Source organism: Ideonella sp., assembly GCF_036277275.1.
GTDB lineage: Bacteria > Pseudomonadota > Gammaproteobacteria > Burkholderiales > Burkholderiaceae_C > Ideonella.
Map to the genome: position 1 here is coordinate 1 of NZ_DASUNH010000038.1, position 21,728 is coordinate 21,728.

18 protein-coding genes are annotated in these 21,728 nt (G+C 65.9%); 14 read left to right on the forward strand and 4 right to left on the reverse strand.

Annotated features, from left to right (window positions below; translation table 11 throughout):
- The 4 genes from VFY73_RS07945 to VFY73_RS07960 all read left to right on the forward strand — a co-directional run.
- Positions 1-1,257: chitinase (locus tag VFY73_RS07945; RefSeq protein ID WP_329717414.1), on the forward strand; the 1,257-nt coding region annotated here is incomplete at its 5' end.
- 130 nt (positions 1,258-1,387) lie between these two features.
- Positions 1,388-1,846, forward strand: a complete 459-nt coding sequence (locus VFY73_RS07950; RefSeq protein WP_329717416.1) for a (2Fe-2S)-binding protein — start codon at positions 1,388-1,390, stop codon at positions 1,844-1,846.
- Positions 1,843-3,918: a xanthine dehydrogenase family protein molybdopterin-binding subunit gene (locus VFY73_RS07955; protein ID WP_329717418.1), complete on the forward strand. Its 2,076-nt coding sequence runs from the start codon at positions 1,843-1,845 to the stop codon at positions 3,916-3,918. The genes VFY73_RS07950 and VFY73_RS07955 overlap by 4 nt, the downstream gene beginning before the upstream one ends.
- A complete protein-coding gene (locus tag VFY73_RS07960; protein ID WP_329717420.1) occupies positions 3,915-4,829 on the forward strand; it encodes a helix-turn-helix transcriptional regulator in 915 nt (304 codons plus the stop codon). Before VFY73_RS07955 ends, VFY73_RS07960 begins: the two co-directional genes overlap by 4 nt.
- A gap of 64 nt (positions 4,830-4,893) precedes the next feature.
- On the opposite strand, the gene VFY73_RS07965 is transcribed toward VFY73_RS07960, so the two are convergent.
- From VFY73_RS07965 to VFY73_RS07980, 4 genes are all read right to left on the reverse strand, one after another.
- Complete coding sequence (locus VFY73_RS07965) at positions 4,894-5,502, reverse strand: redoxin domain-containing protein (RefSeq protein WP_329717422.1); 609 nt, start codon at positions 5,500-5,502, stop codon at positions 4,894-4,896.
- Between the two features lie 31 nt (positions 5,503-5,533).
- Entirely contained in the window at positions 5,534-7,690 is a 2,157-nt protein-coding gene (locus tag VFY73_RS07970; protein WP_329717424.1) for a protein-disulfide reductase DsbD family protein, read from the reverse strand.
- A 162-nt stretch (positions 7,691-7,852) separates the two neighbouring features.
- The gene (locus tag VFY73_RS07975; protein ID WP_329717426.1) at positions 7,853-9,442 is read right to left on the reverse strand and encodes a hypothetical protein; all 1,590 of its coding nucleotides are present in this window, start codon (positions 9,440-9,442) and stop codon (positions 7,853-7,855) included.
- A 234-nt stretch (positions 9,443-9,676) separates the two neighbouring features.
- On the reverse strand, positions 9,677-10,339 hold the full coding sequence (locus tag VFY73_RS07980; RefSeq protein WP_329717428.1) for a metalloregulator ArsR/SmtB family transcription factor: 663 nt from the start codon (positions 10,337-10,339) through the stop codon (positions 9,677-9,679).
- Between the two features lie 175 nt (positions 10,340-10,514).
- On the opposite strand from VFY73_RS07980, the gene VFY73_RS07985 reads away from it, so the two are divergent.
- Genes VFY73_RS07985 through VFY73_RS08030 form a run of 10 tightly spaced genes read left to right on the forward strand, consistent with a single transcriptional unit; the run spans position 10,515 to position 21,720 of the window.
- Entirely contained in the window at positions 10,515-11,291 is a 777-nt protein-coding gene (locus VFY73_RS07985; protein ID WP_329717430.1) for a phosphonate ABC transporter ATP-binding protein, read from the forward strand.
- Complete coding sequence (locus VFY73_RS07990) at positions 11,278-13,293, forward strand: PhnE/PtxC family ABC transporter permease (protein WP_329717432.1); 2,016 nt, start codon at positions 11,278-11,280, stop codon at positions 13,291-13,293. Before VFY73_RS07985 ends, VFY73_RS07990 begins: the two co-directional genes overlap by 14 nt.
- A gap of 25 nt (positions 13,294-13,318) precedes the next feature.
- On the forward strand, positions 13,319-14,173 hold the full coding sequence (locus tag VFY73_RS07995; protein WP_329717434.1) for a putative selenate ABC transporter substrate-binding protein: 855 nt from the start codon (positions 13,319-13,321) through the stop codon (positions 14,171-14,173).
- Positions 14,174-14,187: 14 nt separating this feature from the next.
- The gene (locus tag VFY73_RS08000) at positions 14,188-15,108 is read left to right on the forward strand and encodes a transglutaminase domain-containing protein (RefSeq protein WP_329717436.1); all 921 of its coding nucleotides are present in this window, start codon (positions 14,188-14,190) and stop codon (positions 15,106-15,108) included.
- 23 nt (positions 15,109-15,131) lie between these two features.
- A complete protein-coding gene (locus VFY73_RS08005) occupies positions 15,132-16,271 on the forward strand; it encodes an NAD(P)/FAD-dependent oxidoreductase (RefSeq protein ID WP_329717438.1) in 1,140 nt (379 codons plus the stop codon).
- A 26-nt stretch (positions 16,272-16,297) separates the two neighbouring features.
- The gene (locus VFY73_RS08010) at positions 16,298-18,607 is read left to right on the forward strand and encodes an efflux RND transporter permease subunit (protein ID WP_329717440.1); all 2,310 of its coding nucleotides are present in this window, start codon (positions 16,298-16,300) and stop codon (positions 18,605-18,607) included.
- Between the two features lie 17 nt (positions 18,608-18,624).
- Positions 18,625-19,413: an outer membrane lipoprotein-sorting protein gene (locus tag VFY73_RS08015; protein WP_329717442.1), complete on the forward strand. Its 789-nt coding sequence runs from the start codon at positions 18,625-18,627 to the stop codon at positions 19,411-19,413.
- Positions 19,414-19,427: 14 nt separating this feature from the next.
- Positions 19,428-20,615: a hypothetical protein gene (locus VFY73_RS08020; protein ID WP_329717444.1), complete on the forward strand. Its 1,188-nt coding sequence runs from the start codon at positions 19,428-19,430 to the stop codon at positions 20,613-20,615.
- 12 nt (positions 20,616-20,627) lie between these two features.
- Positions 20,628-20,978: a DsrE/DsrF/TusD sulfur relay family protein gene (locus VFY73_RS08025; RefSeq protein ID WP_329717446.1), complete on the forward strand. Its 351-nt coding sequence runs from the start codon at positions 20,628-20,630 to the stop codon at positions 20,976-20,978.
- 34 nt (positions 20,979-21,012) lie between these two features.
- Positions 21,013-21,720, forward strand: coding sequence for a 4Fe-4S dicluster domain-containing protein (locus VFY73_RS08030; protein WP_329717448.1), 708 nt, complete (start codon positions 21,013-21,015; stop codon positions 21,718-21,720).
- Positions 21,721-21,728 lie beyond the last annotated feature (8 nt).

Consider the following 21,728-nt stretch of genomic DNA (forward strand, 5'->3'; position numbering starts at 1 on the left):
CCTCCGCCTCCGCCCCCCCCACCACCGCCGCCCCCACCGCCCCCACCGGCCGATTGCGACCCGTGGCGTGCGGACTACAAGTACACACGGGGCGCCCTCGTCACCGACGACGGCAAGGGCTACAAGGCCGTCGCCAAATCGCTGGGTCAGGACCCGTCCGAGAACAGCGGCCCGAAAGGCAGTGGCGAGCCGTGGAGAAAAACGAAGGCCTGCGCCAGCCCGCCCCCGCCGCCCAGCGGAGCCCATTCCCTGGTGGGCTACATGCACGCGAGCTTCGCCAACGGGTCGGGCTACATCCGCATGGCCGACGTGAGCGACAAGTGGGACATCATCGACCTGGCCTTTGCCGAGCCGACCTCGAACACCTCGGGTGAAGTGGCCTTCAAGCGCTGCCCTGTGGGCGAGTGCCCGAACGTCGAATCGGACGCCGACTTCCTCGCGGCCATCCAGGCCAAGCAGGCCAAGGGCAAGAAGGTGGTGATCTCCATCGGTGGTGCCAACGGCCAGGTCCGACTGGAGTCCGGCGCGGCGGTGACGGCCTTCGTGAACTCGGTCTCGGCCATCATCGACCGCTGGGGCCTGGACGGCCTGGACATCGACTTCGAAGGGCACTCGCTGCAGCTCAACAGCGGCGACAAGGACGTCGCCAACCCGACCACGCCCGTCATCGTCAACCTCATCAGCGCGCTGAAGCAGCTCAAGGCGAAGTACGGAGCCAGGTTCGTGCTGACCATGGCACCGGAGACCTTCTTCGTGCAGCTGGGCTACAGCTTCTACGGAGGCACCTGCCTGAGTTGCGACACGCGGGCCGGCGCCTACCTGCCGGTGATCTACGCGCTGCGCAACGACATCACGATGCTGCACGTGCAGGACTACAACTCGGGACCCATCATGGGGCTGGACAACCAGTACCACACGATGGGCAACGCCGACTTCCACATCGCCATGACGGACATGCTGCTCACCGGGTTCACCGTGGCCGGCACGACCTTCAAGTTCCCGGCGCTGCGGCCCGAGCAGGTGTCCATCGGCCTGCCGGCCAGTGTCAATGCCGGTGGCGGCTTCACCAGCGTGGCAGATGTGCAGGCGGCCTTCGACTGCCTGACGCAGCTCAAGCAGTGCGGCAGCTACGCCCCCCGCACGCACACGCTGAGCCTCAACGGCCTGATGACCTGGTCGATCAACTGGGACCGCCACAACAACTACGAGTTCTCGACCCAGCACCGGGCCTATCTGGACGCCTTGCCGAAGCCCTGATCGCCAGGGAAGGGCGTGCCTGTCCGGGCACGCCCTTGTTCGGACGGGGTGCTGGTTTGGCGTGATCGTTCAATACGGCCCTCGGCGCCCCCCTCAGACTGCCGCATCGATTTCTCCAGAGGAGACGGCGGTGGAAATTCGCATCAACGGGCAGGGGGTCGCCACGGCGCCCGAGTGGCACGACGAGTCGCTGCTGAACGTCCTGCGTGAACACCTGGGCCTCGTCGGAGCCAAGTTCGGATGCGGCGTGGGCCTGTGCGGTGCATGCACGGTGCTGGTGGACGGAGAACCCCAGCGCAGCTGCCTGGTGCGCACGAAAGACATCGGGGCGCGCTCCATCACCACGATCGAGGGGCTGGCCGATGGCGCCAGCCTACACGCCGTTCAGCAAGCATGGTTGGACGAAGCCGTGCCGCAGTGCGGCTACTGCCAGGCGGGCCAAGTGATGGCGACGGTCGCGTTGCTGCGTACCCACGCTCGGCCGACCGATGCGCAAATCGATGAAGCGCTGTCGGGCCACCTTTGCCGCTGTGGAACGCAACAACGCATTCGCAGGGCGGTTCATCGTGCTGCCGGACAAACACGATGAGAAGGCGTACGTTCCTCGCGGCCGGGCCGGGTGGCCTCACCGTCACCTTCCTCGCCGGCTGCACCTTGCCGGTCATCCCCAAGCGACCGGCACCCGAGGTGGCCGATGCTTTGTCGTGGGTGCGATTCGAGCATGGCCGCTACACGCTGTTCATCCCCCGCGTGGAGATGGGACAGAACATCCTGACCGGGCTCAAGCAGATCGCGTGCGAGGAACTTGGCGTCGACTGGACACGGGTGGACGCCAAGCTTCCCGCCACGACCGAGATTCGGCGCGTGCGCGCCACCGTGGGAAGCGAGTCGGTCAAGGAGTTCGCGGTGCCGCTCGCCCAGGCGTGCGCGACGTTGCGCGAGGCGATCGCGGCTGGCACGTCTGCCGGCGTGCTGAAGGCTCAAGCGTTGCCGGTCGCGGCGCTTCGCTCGCTGCGCCCGGGCGGACGCTTCGTCGGAAAGACGATGCCGATCGAGCAAGGCCGCGCCATCGTTCTCGGCGAGCCTCTGTACGCGGCCGATGTGCAGCTGCCAGGCATGCTTTTCGGCCGCGTGCTCAGGGCGCCCGCGTCGCCTGAGTTGCGGTCCCGCCTGCTAGGTGCAGATGAGGCGGCGGCGCGTGCGGTCGGCGGGTTCGTCGCGCTGGTTCGGGACCCGTTGCTCACCATGGTCCATGCCGAGGGCCTGGGCATCGTCGCGCGAACGCCCGGCGCGCTGGACCGCATCGAAGCCGCACTGACCCCACGCTGGCAGATCGACCACGCGTTCGAACAGCGTGACATAGACGCGGCCGTGGACATCGACACGCGCTTGCAGGCAGGGGCTTTGCGCTACAAGCTGCAGGAGGACGGCATCGATCAAGACGGCCCCTGGGAGGTGGACCTGCGCATCGATGTTCCACTGGCCGCCCATGCCCCGATCCAACCACGCGCCGCCGTGGCCGACATGGCGGGCGAAGACGGCATGCAGGTCTGGGTGGGTTCGCAGGACGTGTTCTACCAGCGCGACGTGATCGCCAAGCGGCTGGGGCTCGCCGACGAGCGCGTGATCGTCCACGGGCACCGCGTGGGCGGCGCGTTTGGAGGCAAGACGATCTGCACCGTCGAGCTGGAAGCTGCGCTGCTGGCACGCGCGACGAAGCGTCCGGTCAAGGTTCAGTGGACACGCGCGCAGGAGTTTCAGCTGGGCTTCCACCGCCCGCCGTCGAGCCATCGAATCCGCGCGCGCCTGAAGGCCGGCCGGCTCGACCAGTGGTGGCACGCGTTCGCCAGCAGCCACATTCTGTTCACCAACGCCGCCGTGCCAGCGTGGATGCAGCGGCTGACCGACTTCATCGGCGACGACGGGGTGGCCCGCGGCGCGAATCCACCGTATCGCATGCGCGCCCGGCGGGTCGAATTCGATCTGACGAGACTGCCGGTGCTCACTGGGCCCTGGCGCGGCCTGGGTGCCGGGCCGAACGTGTTCGCCATCGAATGCGCGATCGATGAATGCGCGCGCGCCGCGCGAATCGATCCGGTGCAGTTCCGCCTCGACCACATCGAGGATCCGCGCTTGTCTCGAGTGCTCAGACGTGTGGCCGATGCGGCCGGCTGGCGCGATGCCCGCGCGCCCAGGGCCGGCGAGCGTCGCGGACGTGGCGTGGCGTGTGGCATCTACAAGGCGATGAGCTACGCCGCGGTGGTGGCCGATGTCGCAGTGGACGACGCCACGGGCGAGATCCGCATCACGCACATGTGGTGCGCGCACGATTGCGGCCTGGTGGTCAATCCCGATCAGGTGCGAGCGCAGTGCGAAGGCAACCTGGTGTGGGGCATCGGCATGGTGCTGGTCGAAGGCTTGTCCGTCGGGCGCTCGCAGGTTGCCGCCGGCACCTTCGCCGACTCGCCGATTCCGCGCCTGAACAACGTGCCAGCGATGGACATCCTGCTGGTGGACGAAGGGGATCCACCTTCAGGTGCCGGTGAGACCGCCATCGTGGCCGCCGGCGCCGCCGTCGCCAACGCCGTGCGGGACGCGACCAATGTGCGCATCACGAAGCTGCCGACCGCGACGGTGCCTGTGCAACCATCTGCCCCATGAACGACTTCGCTTCGGCGGCGATGTTGCGCCTGATTCAACTGGGTCTGCAAAGGCAAGGCCTGGGCATGGCGCCGCCGCCGCGCGCGAGCGGCGCGCATGTCCCGCTGGCGGACAAGCGGGCGCTGCTCGACGGCCTGTTGCAGGCGCATGGCGCGCAGGTGGTGATTCGCCTCGGCGAGGGCGCTTTCGATGCGCGCGAGGAGCCTGTGACGGTGGCTCTGAACATGGCCCGCGATCCGCTCGACCTGATCGGCCGCTGGACGAGGCTGGAGCGGTTCGTCCATTCACGTCATCGCGTGGTCGTGCAGGCGTCGACCGCGTGCAGCCTGGTGCTGCGCCACGTGTCGCGCGATCCGAGGCAGCCGCCGACCCTGGCGGAGGACCTGCTGGTTCTCGGCCTTCTGGTGGCGCTGCTCCACCGGCTGGGGACGCCCGATCTGCGGGTGCGCATCGCCGACGAGCCCGGATGGCGCTGGCAGGCAGGGCGCTGGGCCGAGCACCCGCTGCCCGATGACGCCTGCTGTTGGGCGTTGTCATGGCACCCGGTTGCACAGGGCGCGCCGACAACACCCGCCGGCGGCCAGGACACGGCGGCACTGGCCCACCGACTGCTTGCAGCGGACTGCGGCCGCCGTTGGACGCTGCAGGCGCTCGCGCGCGAGATGGGCATGTCCACGCGCAGCCTGCAACGGCACCTGGCGGCCGGCGGGAGCGGGTTCTCCGGCCTGGTTTCCAGCGTCCGGCTGAGCCGGTCCGCGAAGTTGCTGGTGGAAACGCTGCAGCAACCGGCACAGATCGCCTACGTCTGCGGCTTCGCCGACCAAGGACACTTCAATCGCGAATTCAAGCGCTTCAGCGCGCTGACGCCGGGCGAGTACCGCAGGGAGTTCGCCGTACCAAGGGTCGGGTAGTGCGCGGCTGGCACGGGGCGGTTGAGAAGGTGTGCACCGGCACCCGTGTACTCGGGGCGCGTCCTCAGCTCGGGTACTTCACCGAGCAGCCGTACGCCCGCGTGGTCGCCTGGCTGACCGCCTTGCCGGACATCGCTTCGCCCAGCGCCTGGGCCACGTAGTTGGTCGCCGTCTTGACATCCGCGGCGTTGGCGGTCGGCTTGCTGTCGATCGCGCCGGCGTAGATCAGCTTGCCTTGCGGGTCGACGACGTACATGTGCGGCGTCGTGCGTGCTTGGTAGGCACGGGCGATCGTTCCGTCGGCGTCGACCAAGGTCTTCGTGGGCGAGGCGCCCTTGGTCTTTTGCCAGGCCTGCAACTCCGTCCGCGTCCGGTCCGCGTCTTCCTTGCCCACGGTCTGGATCGAGATCCAGGTGACGCCCTTGTCCGTCAACTGCTTCTGCGTGGAAGGCATGTTGCCGCTGCCGTAGTGCTTCTCGACGAACGGGCATTGCGGGTTGGTCCATTCGAGGACGACGTACTTCCCCTTGAAGTCGCCCAGCGACAGCGGCTTGCCGGCGAGGTCGGCACCGGCGAACGCGGGTGCCGGCTGCCCCACCACGGCTTCGGCCATCGCGGCACCGGTCGCGGCGAGGCCTGCGGTCATGATCAGCGTCAGCGCAAGACTTCTCATGTCACTCTCCTTGGGGTCGGGTTGCAAAGGGTCATCGTGCGGCCTGTGCGACGTCCGACAGGCCGTTCAAGGCCTCCCTCACCATCGAGGGAGTCAGGATCTCGGACAGCACCGTGGGCACGCCGCTACCGGGTCGATACAACGCGTACACCGGAACGCCGCTGCGGTTCAGGCGGGCGAGCTCCTCGGTGATGCGCGGGTCGCGGCGCGTCCAGTCGGCACGCAGCAGGAGCACGTCGCGATGTGCGAAGTCTGTCAGAACGTCGGTGTCCGACAGCGTCGTGCGCTTGTTCAGCTGGCAAGTGACGCACCAGGCGGCGGTGAAGTCGACGAACACAGGCCGGCCCTGTGCCCGCGCGGCTGCCACGACATCGGGCGACCACGGCTGCCAGAGCTGCCCTGCGGTGCTGGCGGTGTCGGTGCGGGTCATGGCATCGGCCTGGAGCCCCGGCAGCGCCCATGTCCCGGTGGCAGCGAGCACGCCCAGCGACAGCAGCCCGAGCCCCATGCGCCCCCGGCGCGTGCTGGCCGGCGTGCCGAGCGCCCAGGCGGCGAAAGCCACGGCCACGAGCAGGCCCAGCAGCGCGATGGCGCCGTCGACCCCGGCCTGGTGCCCCAACACCCAGAGCAGCCACACGACGGTGGCGAACATCGGGAATGCCATGAAGACCTTGAATCGCAGCATCCACGCGCCTGGGCGCGGCAGCCGCCGCGTCAGGCCAGGGAAGCAAGCCACCGCGAGGTAGGGCAGGGCCATGCCCAACCCGAGCGCCGAGAACACCGCCAGGGCTTGCCCTGGCGGCAGTGTCAGTGCGGCGCCCAGCGCCACACCCATGAACGGCGCCGTGCAAGGCGAGGCCACGGCGACGGCCAGTGCGCCGGTGAGGGCATGGTCCATCAGTGGATGCCGGGCGCGCAAGGTGGCCAGGCCGCTGGGCAGCACCGAGCCCACCTCGAACACGCCGGCCAGGTTCAATCCGATGAGGGTGAAGAGCACGGCGAGAGCGGCGACGAACGGCGGCGACTGCAGCTGGAATCCCCAACCGAGTTGCTCGCCGCCAGCGCGCAGTGCCAGCAGCACGCCGGCGAGCAGCATGAACGACACCACCACGCCGACCGTGTAGGAGAGGCCACCGGCGGCCAATGACCGGCGCGACTGCCCGGCTTGCGCGAAGCCCAGCACCTTGAGTGACAGCACCGGAAAGACGCAGGGCATCAGGTTCAGCAACATCCCGCCCAGCATGGCCAGGCCGAGCGTGACGACGAGCGGCGTCTGAGGCTGCTCAGCGGTCGTTGGGCGGGCAGTCGCGATCGGCGAGGCGGAGGAGGGCGTGCTTCCTGGCCAGCCCGACACCACCGGTGCACTGACACGCACGCCCGCCACGTCGCCGGGCGCCTTCAGCACGGCCTCGATCACTGGCGGACTCTCGCTCCGCTGGGCCGACAGCGCGGCCTTCGCGATCCAGCGGTCGCCTTCCCATCGCTGGTCGATGACCGCGTGGTCGAAGACGCCCACGTTCTCCGGGAAGAACTCGATCGGCGCGTGGCGCCACGAGGCCGGCATGCCCTCAAGCTGCAAGCGCAGTGCGTTGCCCTCCACTCGGGCCTTCGCCGTCACCGCGGACATGGCATTCGGACGCGCGGCACTCGCCTCGTCGAACACTCGAGCGTGATGGTTGATGGTCGTGCCAACGGGAAGCTGCAGCGCGAACTCACCAGATTCCGGGATGCAGATCTCCTTGCACACCAGCCAGTCGGCGCGCAACTTCACGGGCAGCGTGTCGCCCCGAAAGTCGGGCGGCACCGCCAAGGCGACCGGCAGCAACACCGTTCCCTCGTAGCCGTAATTCACCAGCGGGCCGATGGGAAGCCGCTTGGGTGTCGGCCACTCCACTTCGCCGGGGTGAACGCCCGGCGGCAACTGCCAGTCGAAGGTGGTGGCCAAGCCCGAATCGCCGGGGTTGCGCCAGTAGGTGTGCCAGTGCGGTTGGTGCGCCAGCTGCAGGCCCAGCCGAACGGTGCGGCCCGGCGCCACCCCTTCCGGCGCATGGGCCACCAGCTCGGCGCGCACGTGTTCGGTGACCACCGTGGTTTGTGCCAGCCCCAGCCCTGGCAGCAGGCACAACAGCGTGCCCGCCACGCTCGTCATGCCTTTCGACAGGCCGGCACGCATCGGAAACAGGTACATCGAGACCCCGACCGCAGGAGGAACCGCCCCCACTCAGGCGGCAGCCTACCGCGCCTGCGGCCGGCTCGCCGGGAGATGGACATTGCGCGCAGGTCTGATGAAGGGACAGTGAGCGCCGTTCCGGCTCCGAACACCAACGTCATGAAGGTGCCAGGGGTCAGATCACCACCAGCGTGGTGACAGCCCTTTCAGCCCGATGGGCACGAGGACCTTCGCCACGTCGACGGCCTTGTCGCTGGCGTCGGCGATCTTGTTGGTCGTCCAGTCGGCCGCGCCGCCGGCCGCATCGAAGGCCACTTCGAGGCCGTCACCGGCAACATCGCTGCCCGCGCGCGTGAGGTTGCCGGCGTTCTCCACCGACCGCGCGGTGAAGTCCGTCAGCGGATCTGGGACGTGCAGGGTGTCGCCCAGATCGCGGATGGCCGCGCCGGCCTGGTCGGTGCCGCCGGTCACGGTGCGGCCGGTGAAGTCGCCGAAGTTGTCGATCATCGCGCCGGAGGTCTGCAGGAGGCCCTCCTGCACCTCGCCGCCCGCCCGCAGGAAGGCGAACTTGTCACCCCCTTGCAGGTCGCCCCGGATGTCGCTGCGGGTGTCGCCACCAATCTGCAGCAGGTCGTTGAGTGCACTCTTCGCCGTGGTGCCGACATTGCCCACCTGCGAGACGACGAAGCCACGCGTGTAGTCCGACGCGCCTGTTGGGCCCAACGCCCCGATGAAGGCCACATCGAGCCCGGCCTTCATGTACGGGTTCTCGACCACGCCAGGCTTGAACTGGCCTTGCTCCATGATCTTGACGTAGCTCTGGCCGTCGCCGAATTGACCGTGCACGTTCACGATGTTGTTCGGGTCCCGCCAGTTGCCCTTGGGATCGTTCCATGCCGCATGCCACTTCGCGCCCAGCTGCGGCGGGATGCCGTTCTCATCGGCGGTGGTCAGCACGTCACCGTCGACCGAGTAGCTGCGGATCTGCCCGTTGGTTTCAAAGGCGGCGCGGGCATCGTTCGGGTTGGCAAAACCGACCGAGCGCAGCGTCTCGTTGCTGACGCCGGCGGCATTGAAGGTCACTGCGGGTGCGCCGGTGGCGGCCGAGGCGGTGGCCGCCAGGCCGCCGCCCAGCGAGTGGCCCGCGAACGCGACGTTGCCGGGCCCGGCCAATTGGTTCACGTTCCTGGCCAGCGTGATGGCCTGGTTGTATTGCGCGTTGCTCATGCCGGCGCCTTGCTCCACGTCGGCCCTGATGTCGCCGGGCTCGTTCGTGACGGTGCCGGCGAAAGCGACGACATAGTGGCCACGGCCATCGGTGTAGATCCCGGAGGTCAGGCCGGTTTTCTCGTCGGTCAGCGACTTGGGATCGATAGCCAGCTTGCCGCCGTTGGCGCTCTGCAGCGACTTGCCATCCGCCGTGGCTTCCATCCGCTTCCAGCCCGCCTTGTCCAAGGCCGCTTCGGACTCCGTGCCCGTGCCGATGCTGTTGCCTTGGGCGTCCTTTCTCGGGGCGTCGTAGACGTCGTTGGCCATCTGCGCAAACATCAGGTCACCGCATTGGGGCTGGGTGCCCCGCAAGCCCTGCGCAAACGTCTGATGGGTCTGGACGTTGGTGTTGGTGTTCGTGTTGGTGGACACACCCACGAAGCGCGGGCCCTGGATCGCCTGGGTGTTCAGCGACGGTGACGGTGGAGGTGGCGGTGGGGGAGGGACGAAAGGTGGCTCGATGTAGTAGGACGAGCGTGCACCGTCGATGGCAGGGATCATGAGCACTCCTGATGCGTTGTTTGAGTGTGTGATCGACGGCACGGGCCCACCCAGGTTCGCGAGTCCAGCGACAGCAGACAGGCAGCAGGTCCGGCGGTCCTGCGCATCTTCGAAAGCCAGCAGTGCCTGCTGCAACTACGAGTGTGCGTAACGAACGGGTCGGCGTGCGCGCATCGGCGCACATCCGGCATTCGCAAGATGCGAGGCGGCCTCGAAGTCGCCTGGTCGCTCAGCTCAGCTTTGCTCGAGCGACAGCCGGCTGAGCTTCCATTCGATGATGCCTTCTCCGATGCGTTGCGCCGACAGGCCATGGGCCTTGAGGAAGTCGACGGCCGCGTAGGCCAGAAGGCAATACTTGCCGCGGCAGTAGGCAACGACGGGCTTGTCCTTTGGCAGCTCCGACAAGCGGTTCTCCAGCTGCATGAGGGGAATGTTCGTCGAGTGCGGCAGGTGTCCACTGGCGAACTCGCCAACTGGCCGCACGTCCAGCACGATCACGTCGCCTTGCTTTGCCCGCTCGATGACGTCCTCAATGTTGACGACCTCGAACTCGGCTGTGTGGGATTGAAAGCGCTCGAGCAGTTCGTCAACCTCTGAGAGGTGCTTCTGCGAGACTGCCTGCAGGCGAGACACGAGGTCGGAGACATCCGAGTCCACCAGGCTGTAGTGGACGAAGTTGCCTTCCTTGCGCGTGTGTACCAGCTTGGCTTGCTTGAGTACCTGCAGGTGTCGCGACATGTTCTGGAGGGACTGACCCAGCATGTCTGCCAGTGCTTCGACGCTGTACTCCTTCTGAGCGAGCAGATCCAGCACCTCCAGGCGCACGCCGCTGGCCAGGGCCTTGGCGACCCGCGCGAATTGCTCGAACAGCTCGGTCTTGTGCGACCTGATTGACATCGTCGAAATTTCGGGCATAGTTACTAATCAATGGATTAATTGATCATTTGTGTAGGTTACCACAGGACGAGCAAGCGCATTAGGTTCTAGGGGGGCGGGGTTGGAGCGGGTCACCGAAGAGTGACGCCCACGCGCCACTGAACGATTGCCCAGCGATGGGCGTGGCACGGGGGTAATGAAGATGGTGGCAGTGACTGCGGCGCCAGGGATAGCGCTGCGCGGCGTAGCCAAGGCATGGGGCAGCAAGCGGACGCTGGAGGGCATCGACCTCCATCTGAAGCCGCGGGACCGGATCGCCTTGATTGGCCCAAGCGGTGGTGGCAAGTCCACTCTCATCCGGATCATGGCGGGCGCCTTGCGGGCGACCGAAGGCGCGGTCGAAGTCGATGGGCAGGACCTGAAAAGTCTTCCATGGCGGAGGCTTCAGAGCTATAGGGCGAGCTGCCGCATTGTCGAGCAGCACAGCTTGCTGGTTCATCAGGCCACCGTTCACCAAAACGTCGTGGCAGGGCTGCTTCCGAGCTGGAACTGGAGCCAGGCACTGCGGGCCTCGCTCATGCCGGTCGAGAAAGATCGGGTCCGCCAAGTGCTGGATCAGTTGGGCATCGCCGAGCACCAATGGTCGCGCGCCGGTGACCTGAGCGGTGGCCAGATGCAGCGCGTGGCCATCGCCCGCGCTCTGATCTCCGATCCCAAGGTCTTGTTGGCAGACGAGCCCACGGCGTCGCTCGACCCGAACACTGCCAAGTCGGTGACCCAGCAGATCGTCCACATGGCCAAGCGCCGGGACGTCTCGCTCGTGTTCTGCACGCATTGGTTCGACATCGTGCGCGACGACTGCACGCGTGTCGTCGGCCTGCGTGCGGGCCGCGTCGTGTTCGACCTTCCAGCGGGCGACGTCAACAACGCGATGCTGCAACGCTTGTACGAGGGCAGCAATGAACGCCACTGATCGCCGCGCCGAGTGGCGGCGGTTTGCCCTGTGGGCAGCCATTGCGCTGTCTGCCGTGGTGGCGACTGAGTACGTCGGCGCGGATCCGACCAAGCTGGCCGATCGAGAAGGGTTGGCCAACGCGATGGACATCGTGTCCGGCTTCGCAAACCCGGACCTCTCGGCCGAGTTCGTTCAGCGCATCGGCATGTTGTCGCTGGAGAGCCTGTTCGTCGGGATCATGGGAACGGTCCTGGCCGTGGTCATCGGCGGCGTGCTGGCCCTGGCGACGATCCGCGTCCCGGATCTGCCGCAACCGCCGAAGACGGCGCCCGCGCCCAAGCGCTACGCCTTCGAAGCGGTGCGCACGGTCGGCCGGTGGATTCTTGCCTTCTTCCGATCGATTCCCGAGATCGTGTGGGCCTACATCTTCGTGCGCCTGTTTGGACTTGGCGTCATTCCCGCCATCCTGGCCATCGGCCTCACGGTAGGCGGCTCGATCGGCAAGCTGTACTCGGAGTTGGCCGAGTCCGTGGACCCGCGAACCGTTCTGGCCATGCGCGCGATGGGTGCCAATCGCCTGGCGATCCTGTTGTTCTCGGTGATCCCGCAGGTGTCGCGGCAGTGGATCGCGTACGCGCTGTTCCGTCTCGAATGCAACATCCGCAGTGGCACGATCCTGGGCGTCGTCGGCGCCGGCGGCCTTGGTGCAGAGATCGCGCTGGCCATCCGCTACTTCCAGTACGACAAGCTCGCGACGGCGTTGATCGCGGTGCTGATCTTCGTGATCGCGCTGGAAATGGTGAGCGCCTGGCTGCGCAAATCCCCGAGTCGATACACGTTCATGGCCGCCGGGCTGAGCACCGCCGCGGCACTGAGCTTCCTCGACATCTCTTGGCACGACTTGCTGAATCCGAGCGGTGCCATGCTGGTCACCGACAGCGTTCCGCTGCAGTGGGACTTCATCCGCACGGCATCGAGCCAAGTGCTCGACACGCTGGCGATGGCGTGGGTGGCGACTGTCGTCTCGGCTGTCGTGGCATTCGTCCTGGCGCCCCTGGCCGCCAACCAACTGACCACGGGCAGCTACCTGCCTGATCCAGTACGCACACGTGGCCTCAGCGGGTTGCTGCTGTCGGGCACGAAGTGGTGCAGCCGCTGGTTCCTGCAGATCACCCGGGCCATGCCCGAGCTGACGCTGGCGCTGGTGTTCGTCGTCTGGGTCGGCGCAGGGCCGCTTGGGGGCATCCTCGCGATCGCCGTGCACAACGCCGGCGTCCTGGGGCGGCTGTACTCCGATGTGCTGGAAGAGGTCGAGAGCGGGCCTCCCGCCGCATTGCAGGCGATGGGTGCCGGGCGCATGGCGGTGTTCCTGTTCGGCGTCCTACCGCAGGTTCGAGCCCGATTGGCCGCCTTCACGCTGTACCGCTTCGAGGTCAACGTGCGCGCCACTGCCATGGTGGGCTTCGTGGGCGCAGGAGGTATTGGCGATGCACTGAACACCGCGATCAGCCTCTTCCACCTGCAAGACCTGACGTTGCTGTTGATCACGATGGTTGCCTTGGTGACCGTGGTGGACACCGTTGGCGATCGAATCCGCGCTCGGATCTTGCGCTCCGATCACGGCCACAACACCCAACAGTCTGGCTCGACTGCGTCCGAAGCTGCATTGGAGGACAAGGCCGTGCCGCCGCGACCGTTCCCCATCGAATACGGCGGGGTGCTGGTGGCCATCGAGCGCGTCGTCGAGGCGACTCGCGAGCGCCTTGTCGTTCAGACGTCGCAAGAGGTGCCCGAAGGCCTGTGCCTGACCCTGGCGCCGCGTGATTCGACACCGATGCCGGCGACGAACGCGCCCACCGTGACGGCACGCCGGGTGGCGGATGTCGGAGCCACTCATCACGTCTACGAGCTGACGCCGTGCGACGGCGACGACGCGACCCAGTGGGCGCATGCGGGCGACAGCGCGTGGCACCTCCATAGCGCTCCCGCGCCGCTCGCGGCCGTTCCCCAATCCAACTGACCCACCCATCACCGAGGAGAGTTCCATGCTTTCGAAGATCAAGGGCCTGCTGGCCGCCATGCTGACGGTCGCCAGCGCCTCCACGTTCAGCCAAGACGTCATCCGGGTTTCCGGTATTCCCGACGAGAACCCGACAGAGCTGGCGCGCAAGTACCAGCCGATGGTCGACCACCTTCAGAAGCACCTCGGAGCGAAAGTCGTGTATGTGCCGGTCATCGACTACGGCGCTGCCGTGTCCGCGCTGGCCGCCGGAAAGATCGACTTCGCCTGGCTCGGCGGCTTCACCTATGTGCAGGCCAAGGTGATGGCCGGCGCGAAACCGCTCGTGATGCGTGACATCGATCGCAAGTTCAAGAGTGTCTTCATCGCCAGCAGCGGCTCGGGCATCAACAAGCCCGAGGAGATGAAAGGCAAGTCGTTCGCCTTCGGTGCCAAGAGCTCGACCTCCGGACACCTCTTTCCTCGCCACTTCCTCAAGACGAACTTCCAGATCGATCCCGACAAGGACTTCGCCGGGCAGCCGGTCTACAGCGGCGCGCACGACGCGACCGTGAAGATGGTCGAGTCCGGCAAGGTTCAGTCCGGTGCGCTGAACATCGAAGTCTGGAACCGGATGACCGAGAACAACAAGTACGACAAGTCGCGCGTCAAGCCGATCTGGACGACGCCTGAGTACGTCGACTACGTGTGGACGGCACGCAAGGATCTTCCGCCTGAGCTGGTTCAGAAGTTTGCCAACGCCTTCCTGAGCCTGGACGAAAGCCGCCCGGCCGACAAGCAAGTGCTCGAGATTCAAGGCGCGCACAAGTTCGTCACGGCCGATCCGAAGGACTTCGACGTCATCGAACAGATCGGCCGCTCGACCGGCTTGCTGAAGTGAGTGGAGGCAAGACCATGACGGCCTCACGCACGGTCGAGCTGCACTACCACGTCGACATTCCGACTCCCAACAACCTTGGCGATCCGATCCAGATCTGGATGCCGTTGCCGCCGGCGACACCCGAACAGGAGGTGATCGCCATCCAGACGGATTCGACAGCGCCGGTCAGCGTCCGGTACGACCCGGTCTTCGGCAACGCCATCCTGCATGCGGTGATCGGCGGGACTGCCACGGGCCCGGCACATGTGGGGTACCGGGCTGTCGTCGAGCGCCGCGAGTGGCGTGTCGATCTCAGCCGTGCGCCGCGCGGCACGCTGGCACAGGACGCTCAGCTGCTGCTGCCGCAGTTGTCCGAGACCCGCCGGATTCGTTTCCTTCCCGAGATCGTGGCGGCAGCAAACGAGATCCGCGCCGGCGGCAAGGACGCATTGAGCATGGCACGTGCCGCCTACGACCACGTCCTCGCGACGATGACCTACGACAAGTCCGAAGAAGGCTGGGGCACCGGCGACACCGAGTGGGCGTGCGCGATGGGCAAGGGCAACTGCACGGACTTCCACACGCTGTTCCTGGCCATCCTGCGCAGCTGCGGCGTCGCTTGCGAGTTCGAGATCGGTTCCGCTTTCCCGGCCGGTATGTCCGGCGGCGACATCACCCACTTCAAGTGCGGCTACCACTGCTGGACGCGCTTCTACGTTCCGGGTCTCGGCTGGGTCCCGGCCGACGTGTCCGAGGCGTCGCGCCACCCCGAGAAGCGCGAGTACTTCTTCGGTGCGATCGACGAAGACCGCGTGCTGCTCAGCCGCGGACGCGACATCCAGATGGTGCCCGCCAGTCAGGGTGGCCTCGAAAACTTCTTCACCGAACCGCGCATCGAGAAGCAATCGGGCGGCAGCGTGATCTACGAAAAGAAGCTCGAGTTCTCCAGCCTCTGAACCTGCCTCTGAAGGACGAATCAATGACCAAGCGAGTGGTGATATTGGGCGCCGGGATCGGGGGCGTGGCCGCGGCCAACGAACTGACCAAACTCAGCAACGGCAAGACCGAAATCGTGCTGGTTGATCAAACCAGTCAGTACGAGTTCTCCCCGTCGTACCTGTGGGTGGTGTCGGGCACGCGCAAGATGTCGGACATCACGGTGCCGATCGAGCGTATTTCCCGCAAGGGCATTCGCTTTCAGCGCGCCAAGGTGTTGGGCATCGACCCGGCGGCGCGCGTCGTGAAGACCGACGGCGGTGTGCTGGAAGCCGACGCCATCCTGGTGGCACTGGGCGCCCACACCCACATGACCGGGCTGGAGAGCGTGGCTGCTGTCGGTCACAACCTCTATTCGGCTGAAGGTGCGACGGCGATCAGCAATCTCGACGGGCGCCCGGCTGGCAGCCGCATTGCCGTGCTCGTGTGCTCGATGCCCTTCAAGTGCCCGGCCGCGCCCTACGAAGCGGCGATGTTGTGGCAGTCGCGGCTCAAGGGGCCGGGTGCCAAGACCGAGTTCTCGATCTACACCCCCGAGCCGGGCCCGATGCCGGTGGCCGGCGAGAAGGTCTCGGGCCAGATGGTCGAGATGCTGACCCGCAAGGGCATCAAGTATTTCCCGAAGCACACGATCCAAGGGCTGACCGTCGACGGTCAGCTCGACTTCGGTTCGTCCAGTGCGGCGTTCGATCACTTGGCCTATGTGCCCAAGCACAGCGTACCGCCGCTGCTGGTCGAGGCGGGTCTCGCTCAAGCCAATGCATGGGTCAGCGTCGACCGCCACACGATGCGCGCCAAGTTCCCAGGCGTCTATGCGGTGGGCGACTGCGTGGGCATTCCACTGGCCAACGGCAAGTCGCTGCCCAAGGCGGGCGTGTTTGCCCACGGGCAGGCGGAGGCGGCGGCTCGCAACATCGCCGCGGAACTCGATGGCCGTGAGGCCACGCACAAGTTCAACGGCCACGGCCAATGCTTCGTCGAGATGGGTGGCTGGATGGCCGGCCGTGGCGCTGGCAACTTCTACGCCGAGCCGAACCCGGATGTGCGCCTGGCGATGCCCGGGCCTTGGAACCACCTCGGCAAGGTGATGTTCGAGAAGTTGTGGCTCAACAAGATGTATTGAGCGTGCAGAACAAGAAGGAGAACAACGTGAGCGCGATCCCGGATCAATCCATCCGCACCACCCAGTCTTCGGGGCTGACGGCCCTCGGCGTCGAGCGGCCCTGGCTCGCGGTCATCGTGAGCGTGCTCATCATGATGTTGTTCGGCGCGGCGTTGCCTTGGGCCAAGGTCGACACCAACCCGAAGAACATGTTGCCGCCCGATTCGGAGGTGCGGGTCTGGAACGACGAAGTGGATCGGCGCTTCGGTCTTCACGAGGACACGATCGTCGTGGCCATTCGGCCCGAAGGCGGTGTGCTTTCCGCGGCCAACCTCGAGAAGCTGCAGCAGGTGAGCCGCAACGTCCTGGCACTGCCGGGCATCGTCAAGGGCGATGTGACGTCGCTGTACACCGTGGACAACGTCACCTCCGGTGGCGAGATGCTGCGCATTGCTCCGCTGCTGGCAACCGCGCCGAAGGATGCGGCCGGCATCGAAGAGCTGCGCAAGCAACTGTTCGAAGGGCCGCTGTTCGTCGATCGCCTCATCTCTCGCGACGAAAAGACCACGGCCATCTATGTCCCGCTCGAGATGGGTGCCGATGGCGCCAAGCTGGCCGCCTCCATACGCAGCGCCGCGCTGCAGAGCTTCACGGCGGATCAGGTCTTCATCACCGGCGATCCGGTCGCTCGCGATCTGTTCGGCGCAGAGATGTTCAAGCTGATGGGCATCTTCGCGCCGATCGCCGGCGGTCTGATGATGGTCTTGATGTTCTGGATGTTCCGCAGCTGGTGGCTGGCGGGCGTGATGATGATGACCGCCATGGTCAGCATCATGGTGGCGATGGGGGCGGGCATCGCGCTGGGCTTCCCGGTGCACATCATGAGTTCGATGGCACCTGTTTTCCTGATGGCCATCGCGACCGACAGCATCCACATCTTCAACGAGTTCTTCCAGCGTCATCGCCCGGGCTCGAACCGCGCTGAAGTCGTGCGCCAGACGATTGCCGCCGTGGCGCGCCCGGTTCGCTACACCGCACTGGCCACGGCGTTGGGCTTCGCGGTGCTGCTGTTCATGACCATCATCCCGGTCAAGGTGTTTGGCGGGATCGTCGTGCTGGGCACGGTGGTGCTGCGGCTGCTGAGCTTCTACCTGGTCCCGGCGTGCTTGATGCTGGTGCCGTTGCCCCAGGCGCGAGCCGGCGACGACTCCCTGTCGCGACTGACCAGCTGGATCGCCTCCTGGGCCGTCCGGCGATCGGTGTCCACGTTGGCGATCACGGTGCTGCTCGCGGCGGGCAGCCTCTGGGGTTTGTCGAAGTCGGTCGTGGACAACAACATGCTGCGCTGGTTCAAGGAGAGCAGCGAGGTTCGCCAGGCCGACGCGCTGTTCAGCCGTGAGATGGGCGGCGCGATGCCGGCTTCGCTGGTCATCGACACCGGCAAGCCGGATGGCGTGAAGGACCCCGCGGTGCTGAAGGCGATGGAGGCGCTGCAGAAAGACCTGGTGGAGCAGAAGCTGGTGGGCACCACCTTGTCCGTGGCGGACTACCTCAAGCGCATCAACCGCGTCCTCAATGGCGATCAGCCGGCGGCCGAAACACTGCCGGCCGATGTCGAGACGGCCGGGCAGTACCTGATGGCCTTCTCGATGGGCGCGCGCCCGAGCGACTTGAACCGGGTCGTCGACTACGACTACCAACGTGCCAACGTTCTGCTGCAGCTGCGCAGCGGCGATGCCCAGCTGATGCAGCGTCTGGAAGAGCGGGTGCAGACGGTCGTGCGTGAGCAGCGCATGCCATTCAAGGTCACCGCGGCGGGTCCCGCGCACTTCAACTTGGTGTGGAACCAGGAGGTGCTCAAGGACATGATCCTCGGCTTCGCCATCGCACTGGCGGTCGTCCTGGCCGTGTTGGCGGCGGATTTCCGGTCGCTGAAGTGGGCGTTGGTGGCTTACGTGCCGCTGTTGCTGACGGTGCTGGTGATCTTTGGCGCGCTCGGCGTCATCGGCAAGACGATCGACATGCCGGTGGCGGTGTTGTCCTGTCTCTCGCTGGGCATGGCTGTCGACTTCGCGATTCACTTCGTGACGCGCTACCGCCAGCGCAGTGAAGAGGTGGGCCGTGGCCGCCCCCTGACCGATTCTCAACGAGAAGACACCCTGCGCTGGGTCATCGAGTGGCCCGGCAAGGGCATCGTCCGCAACGCATTGATGTTCGCCGTGGCGTTCGCGGTGATGCTCGCTGCGCCGCTCACCCCTTACGTCACCGTTGGCGCCTTCATCGTTTCGATGATGTGCCTGAGTGCCCTGGCGTCGCTGACGCTGATGCCCGCACTCATCAAGACCTTCCGCCTTTGAACTGGAGCAAGTTCCACATGATCCGTCAGACCGTTCTCGCCGTCGCGCTGGCGGCAAGCGCCAGCAGTCTCTTCGCCCAAAGCCTGAGCGGCGAGGAGATCATGCAAAAAGAGATCGCCAGCTTCTACCAACCCGGCAAGGACTTCCAGGCCAAGGTGCAGATGCGCCTGGTCAACGCCCAAGGATCGCAGCGCGAGCGAGCGATGAACATGTGGCGTGTGAACGCGGGAACGTCGGGCGATCAACGCTACCTGATAACGTTCGACGCGCCGGCCGATGTCCGCGGCATGGGTTTCCTGGTCTGGAAGTACGCCAAAAAGGAAGACGACCGCTGGCTCTACTTCCCGGCGCTGAAGGCGGTCAAGCGCGTAGCCGCTGACGACAAGCGCTCGTCGTTCGTGGGCTCGGACTTCACGTACGAAGACATTTCGGGCCGCGACCTCGACGAGGAGCAGCACAACCTGCTCAAGCAGGAGCAGGTGGGTGACCGTGCCGTCTACGTCGTGGAAAGCCGACCGAAGTCCGCGGCCACCTATGCCAAACGCTTGAGTTGGGTCGACCAAGAGCGTTGGTTGCCGCTGAAGGAGGAGTACTACGACGCCGAGGGCAAGCTACAGCGGACGTTCAAGGCCGACAAGGTGGAAGAGGTCGGTGGCCGATGGACGATCACGACCCGCTCGATGCTCAACGCGCAGACTGGCCATCGTACCGAGGTGGTGTTCAAGTCCGTCCGCTACGACGCCGGGCTGACTGAAGACCTGTTCGCCGAACGCAGCCTGCGCAACCCGCCGACGCTGGCTCAATGAAGGCAGTCGGAATGATGTTCGCCGCCACTGTGCTGTCGACTTCGGCGCTCGCACAGGTGACGGGGTTCGTCCAGTTCCGGCAGGCGCAGAGGCTCGACTCGAGCGACTGCCAAGCCGTGTCGGCCTGTTCCACGATGGTCCAGGAGGCATTGGGCGAACTGCTGCTCGAGAAGCGGCTGAACGATCACTGGTCGGGGTCGCTGCGCGTGGAGGCCGGCTACGACAACGCCGTGTCGGATGACCGCCTGTTGGTGCGCGAGGCCTTCGTGGATTGGGCGCCCACCTCGACGGCGAGCGTGAAGCTGGGTCGCCAGGTGCTGACCTGGGGCGTCAGCGACTACCTGTACGTCAACGACATCTTCCCGAAGAACTACGACTCGTTCTTCACCGGTGGCGGCTTTGATCGCATGAAGGTGCCGGTGGATGCCGCTCGCTTTCAGTGGCACGCCGGTGCCGTCGATGTCGAAGCGGTTGGCGGGCGCAGCAAGGCCGATACGGCTCCTGACGTAAGGCGATTCAGCGCAATGACCATGCCGAGCATGGCCGTGGCGGTTGACGAGGACGACCGGGCCGACCTGGCGTTGAAGGTCTCAGGGCACACCGGTGGCTGGGACCTGGCCGGCTACGCGGCAAGCTTCAGGAGCAGGGAACAGCGCCAGTTCATGGATGGCTCGGGCCTGCGGGTCGATCGTCCGCGCCTTCGTCACCTGGGTGCCAGCGCCACCGGCAACGCGGCTGGAGGCCTGCTCTGGCTGGAGGGTGCGATTCGCGACGCGGGTGATGAGCGGCCGCTGACCGTGAACCGGCACTTCCTGGGTTCGTCCGCAAAGCTGATTGCAGGCTACTCGCGTGAGATCGGCACCGACCTCACGGCATCCGCGCAGCTGCAGCTCGAAGCAGCCACGTCGCGCCAGCGCTATCTCGACTCGCTGGCGCCGGGCCTGCGACCGCTGAAACCGGTCAGCAGCACCGTGCACCTTCGCGTCCACGGCAGCTGGATGAACCAGACGCTGAACGGTGGTGCACAAGTTTTCCTGGGCAATGAAGGCGATTCGCACTTCAACCCGTTCGTGAGTTGGAGTCCAGCCGACGGCTGGACTGTGGAAGGGGGGGCCAACCTGTTCAACGGTAGGTCGGACACCCGATACGGCGCATTTCAGGACGATTCCAACGTCTATGTCCTGGGGCGCTATTCATTCTGAAAGAGAGAAACCGTGAAGCATCTGTTCATTTTCAATGACGCCCCCTACGGCAGCGAACGCACCTACAACGGCCTGCGTCTGGCCGGCTCCGTCGCCAAGCGCGATGGTGAGGAAGTGCGCGTGTTCCTGATGGGCGACAGCGCGCTGTGCGCCAAGGGTAACCAGAAGGTCCCGACCGGCTACTACAAGGTGGAAGACATGCTGGGCATGGTGACCCGGCGCGACGGCAAGGTCGGCGTCTGTGGCACCTGCATGGACGCGCGCGGCATGGCCGAGACCGAACTGGCCGAAGGCACGCACCGCGGCACGATGGACGAGCTGACCTCCTGGACCCAGTGGGCCGACAAGGTCATCGTCTTCTGAACGTCCAGATGCACTGACAGGCGGGGAGCCTTCAATGAACAACAGTCCAACGGCCAAGCCCCCGGTGTGGGGCATGGCGATCGACGTCGAGCGTTGCATCGGTTGCCACGCCTGTTCGGTCGCGTGCAAGGTCGAGAACTCCGTGTCTCTCGGCCACTTTCGTACCAAGGTCTACTACTACGACCACCACGGCAAGGATGCCGTTGGCAAGACAGTGCCCAAGCGAGCCTTCTTGCCCACCTTGTGCATGCATTGCGAGGATGCTCCTTGCATCAAGGCGTGCCCGACAACGTCCATCTCGCGTGGCGTCGATGGAGTCGTCCGTATCGACGCGTCCAGCTGCGACAACTCCAAGGACTGCATCGCGGCGTGTCCCTATGGGGCCATCCATACCGATCCAGTGGCCGAGGTGGCGGACAAGTGCGACTGGTGCAGCCACCGCCTGGAGGTCGGGATGCAGCCAGCCTGCGTGGAAGTCTGCCCCGCCGAGGTGTTCGCTTTCGGTGACCTGAACGATCCGAACAGCAAGGTCAATCAACTGCATGCCAAGCATGGCGCGCAGCTGACCGTGCTCAAGCCCGCCGAAGGTACCAAGCCAAGCGTGAAGTACCGCGGCATCGGTACGGTTGTTCCACGCGAGATGGAAAACAAGCTGCCCAAGGGGCGCAACCACGACCCGTTCAGCTACGAGATCGATACCTGGGCTCAGCTGAAGTCGGACTTCGGCACCGGCAAGGCTTGAGGAGACAG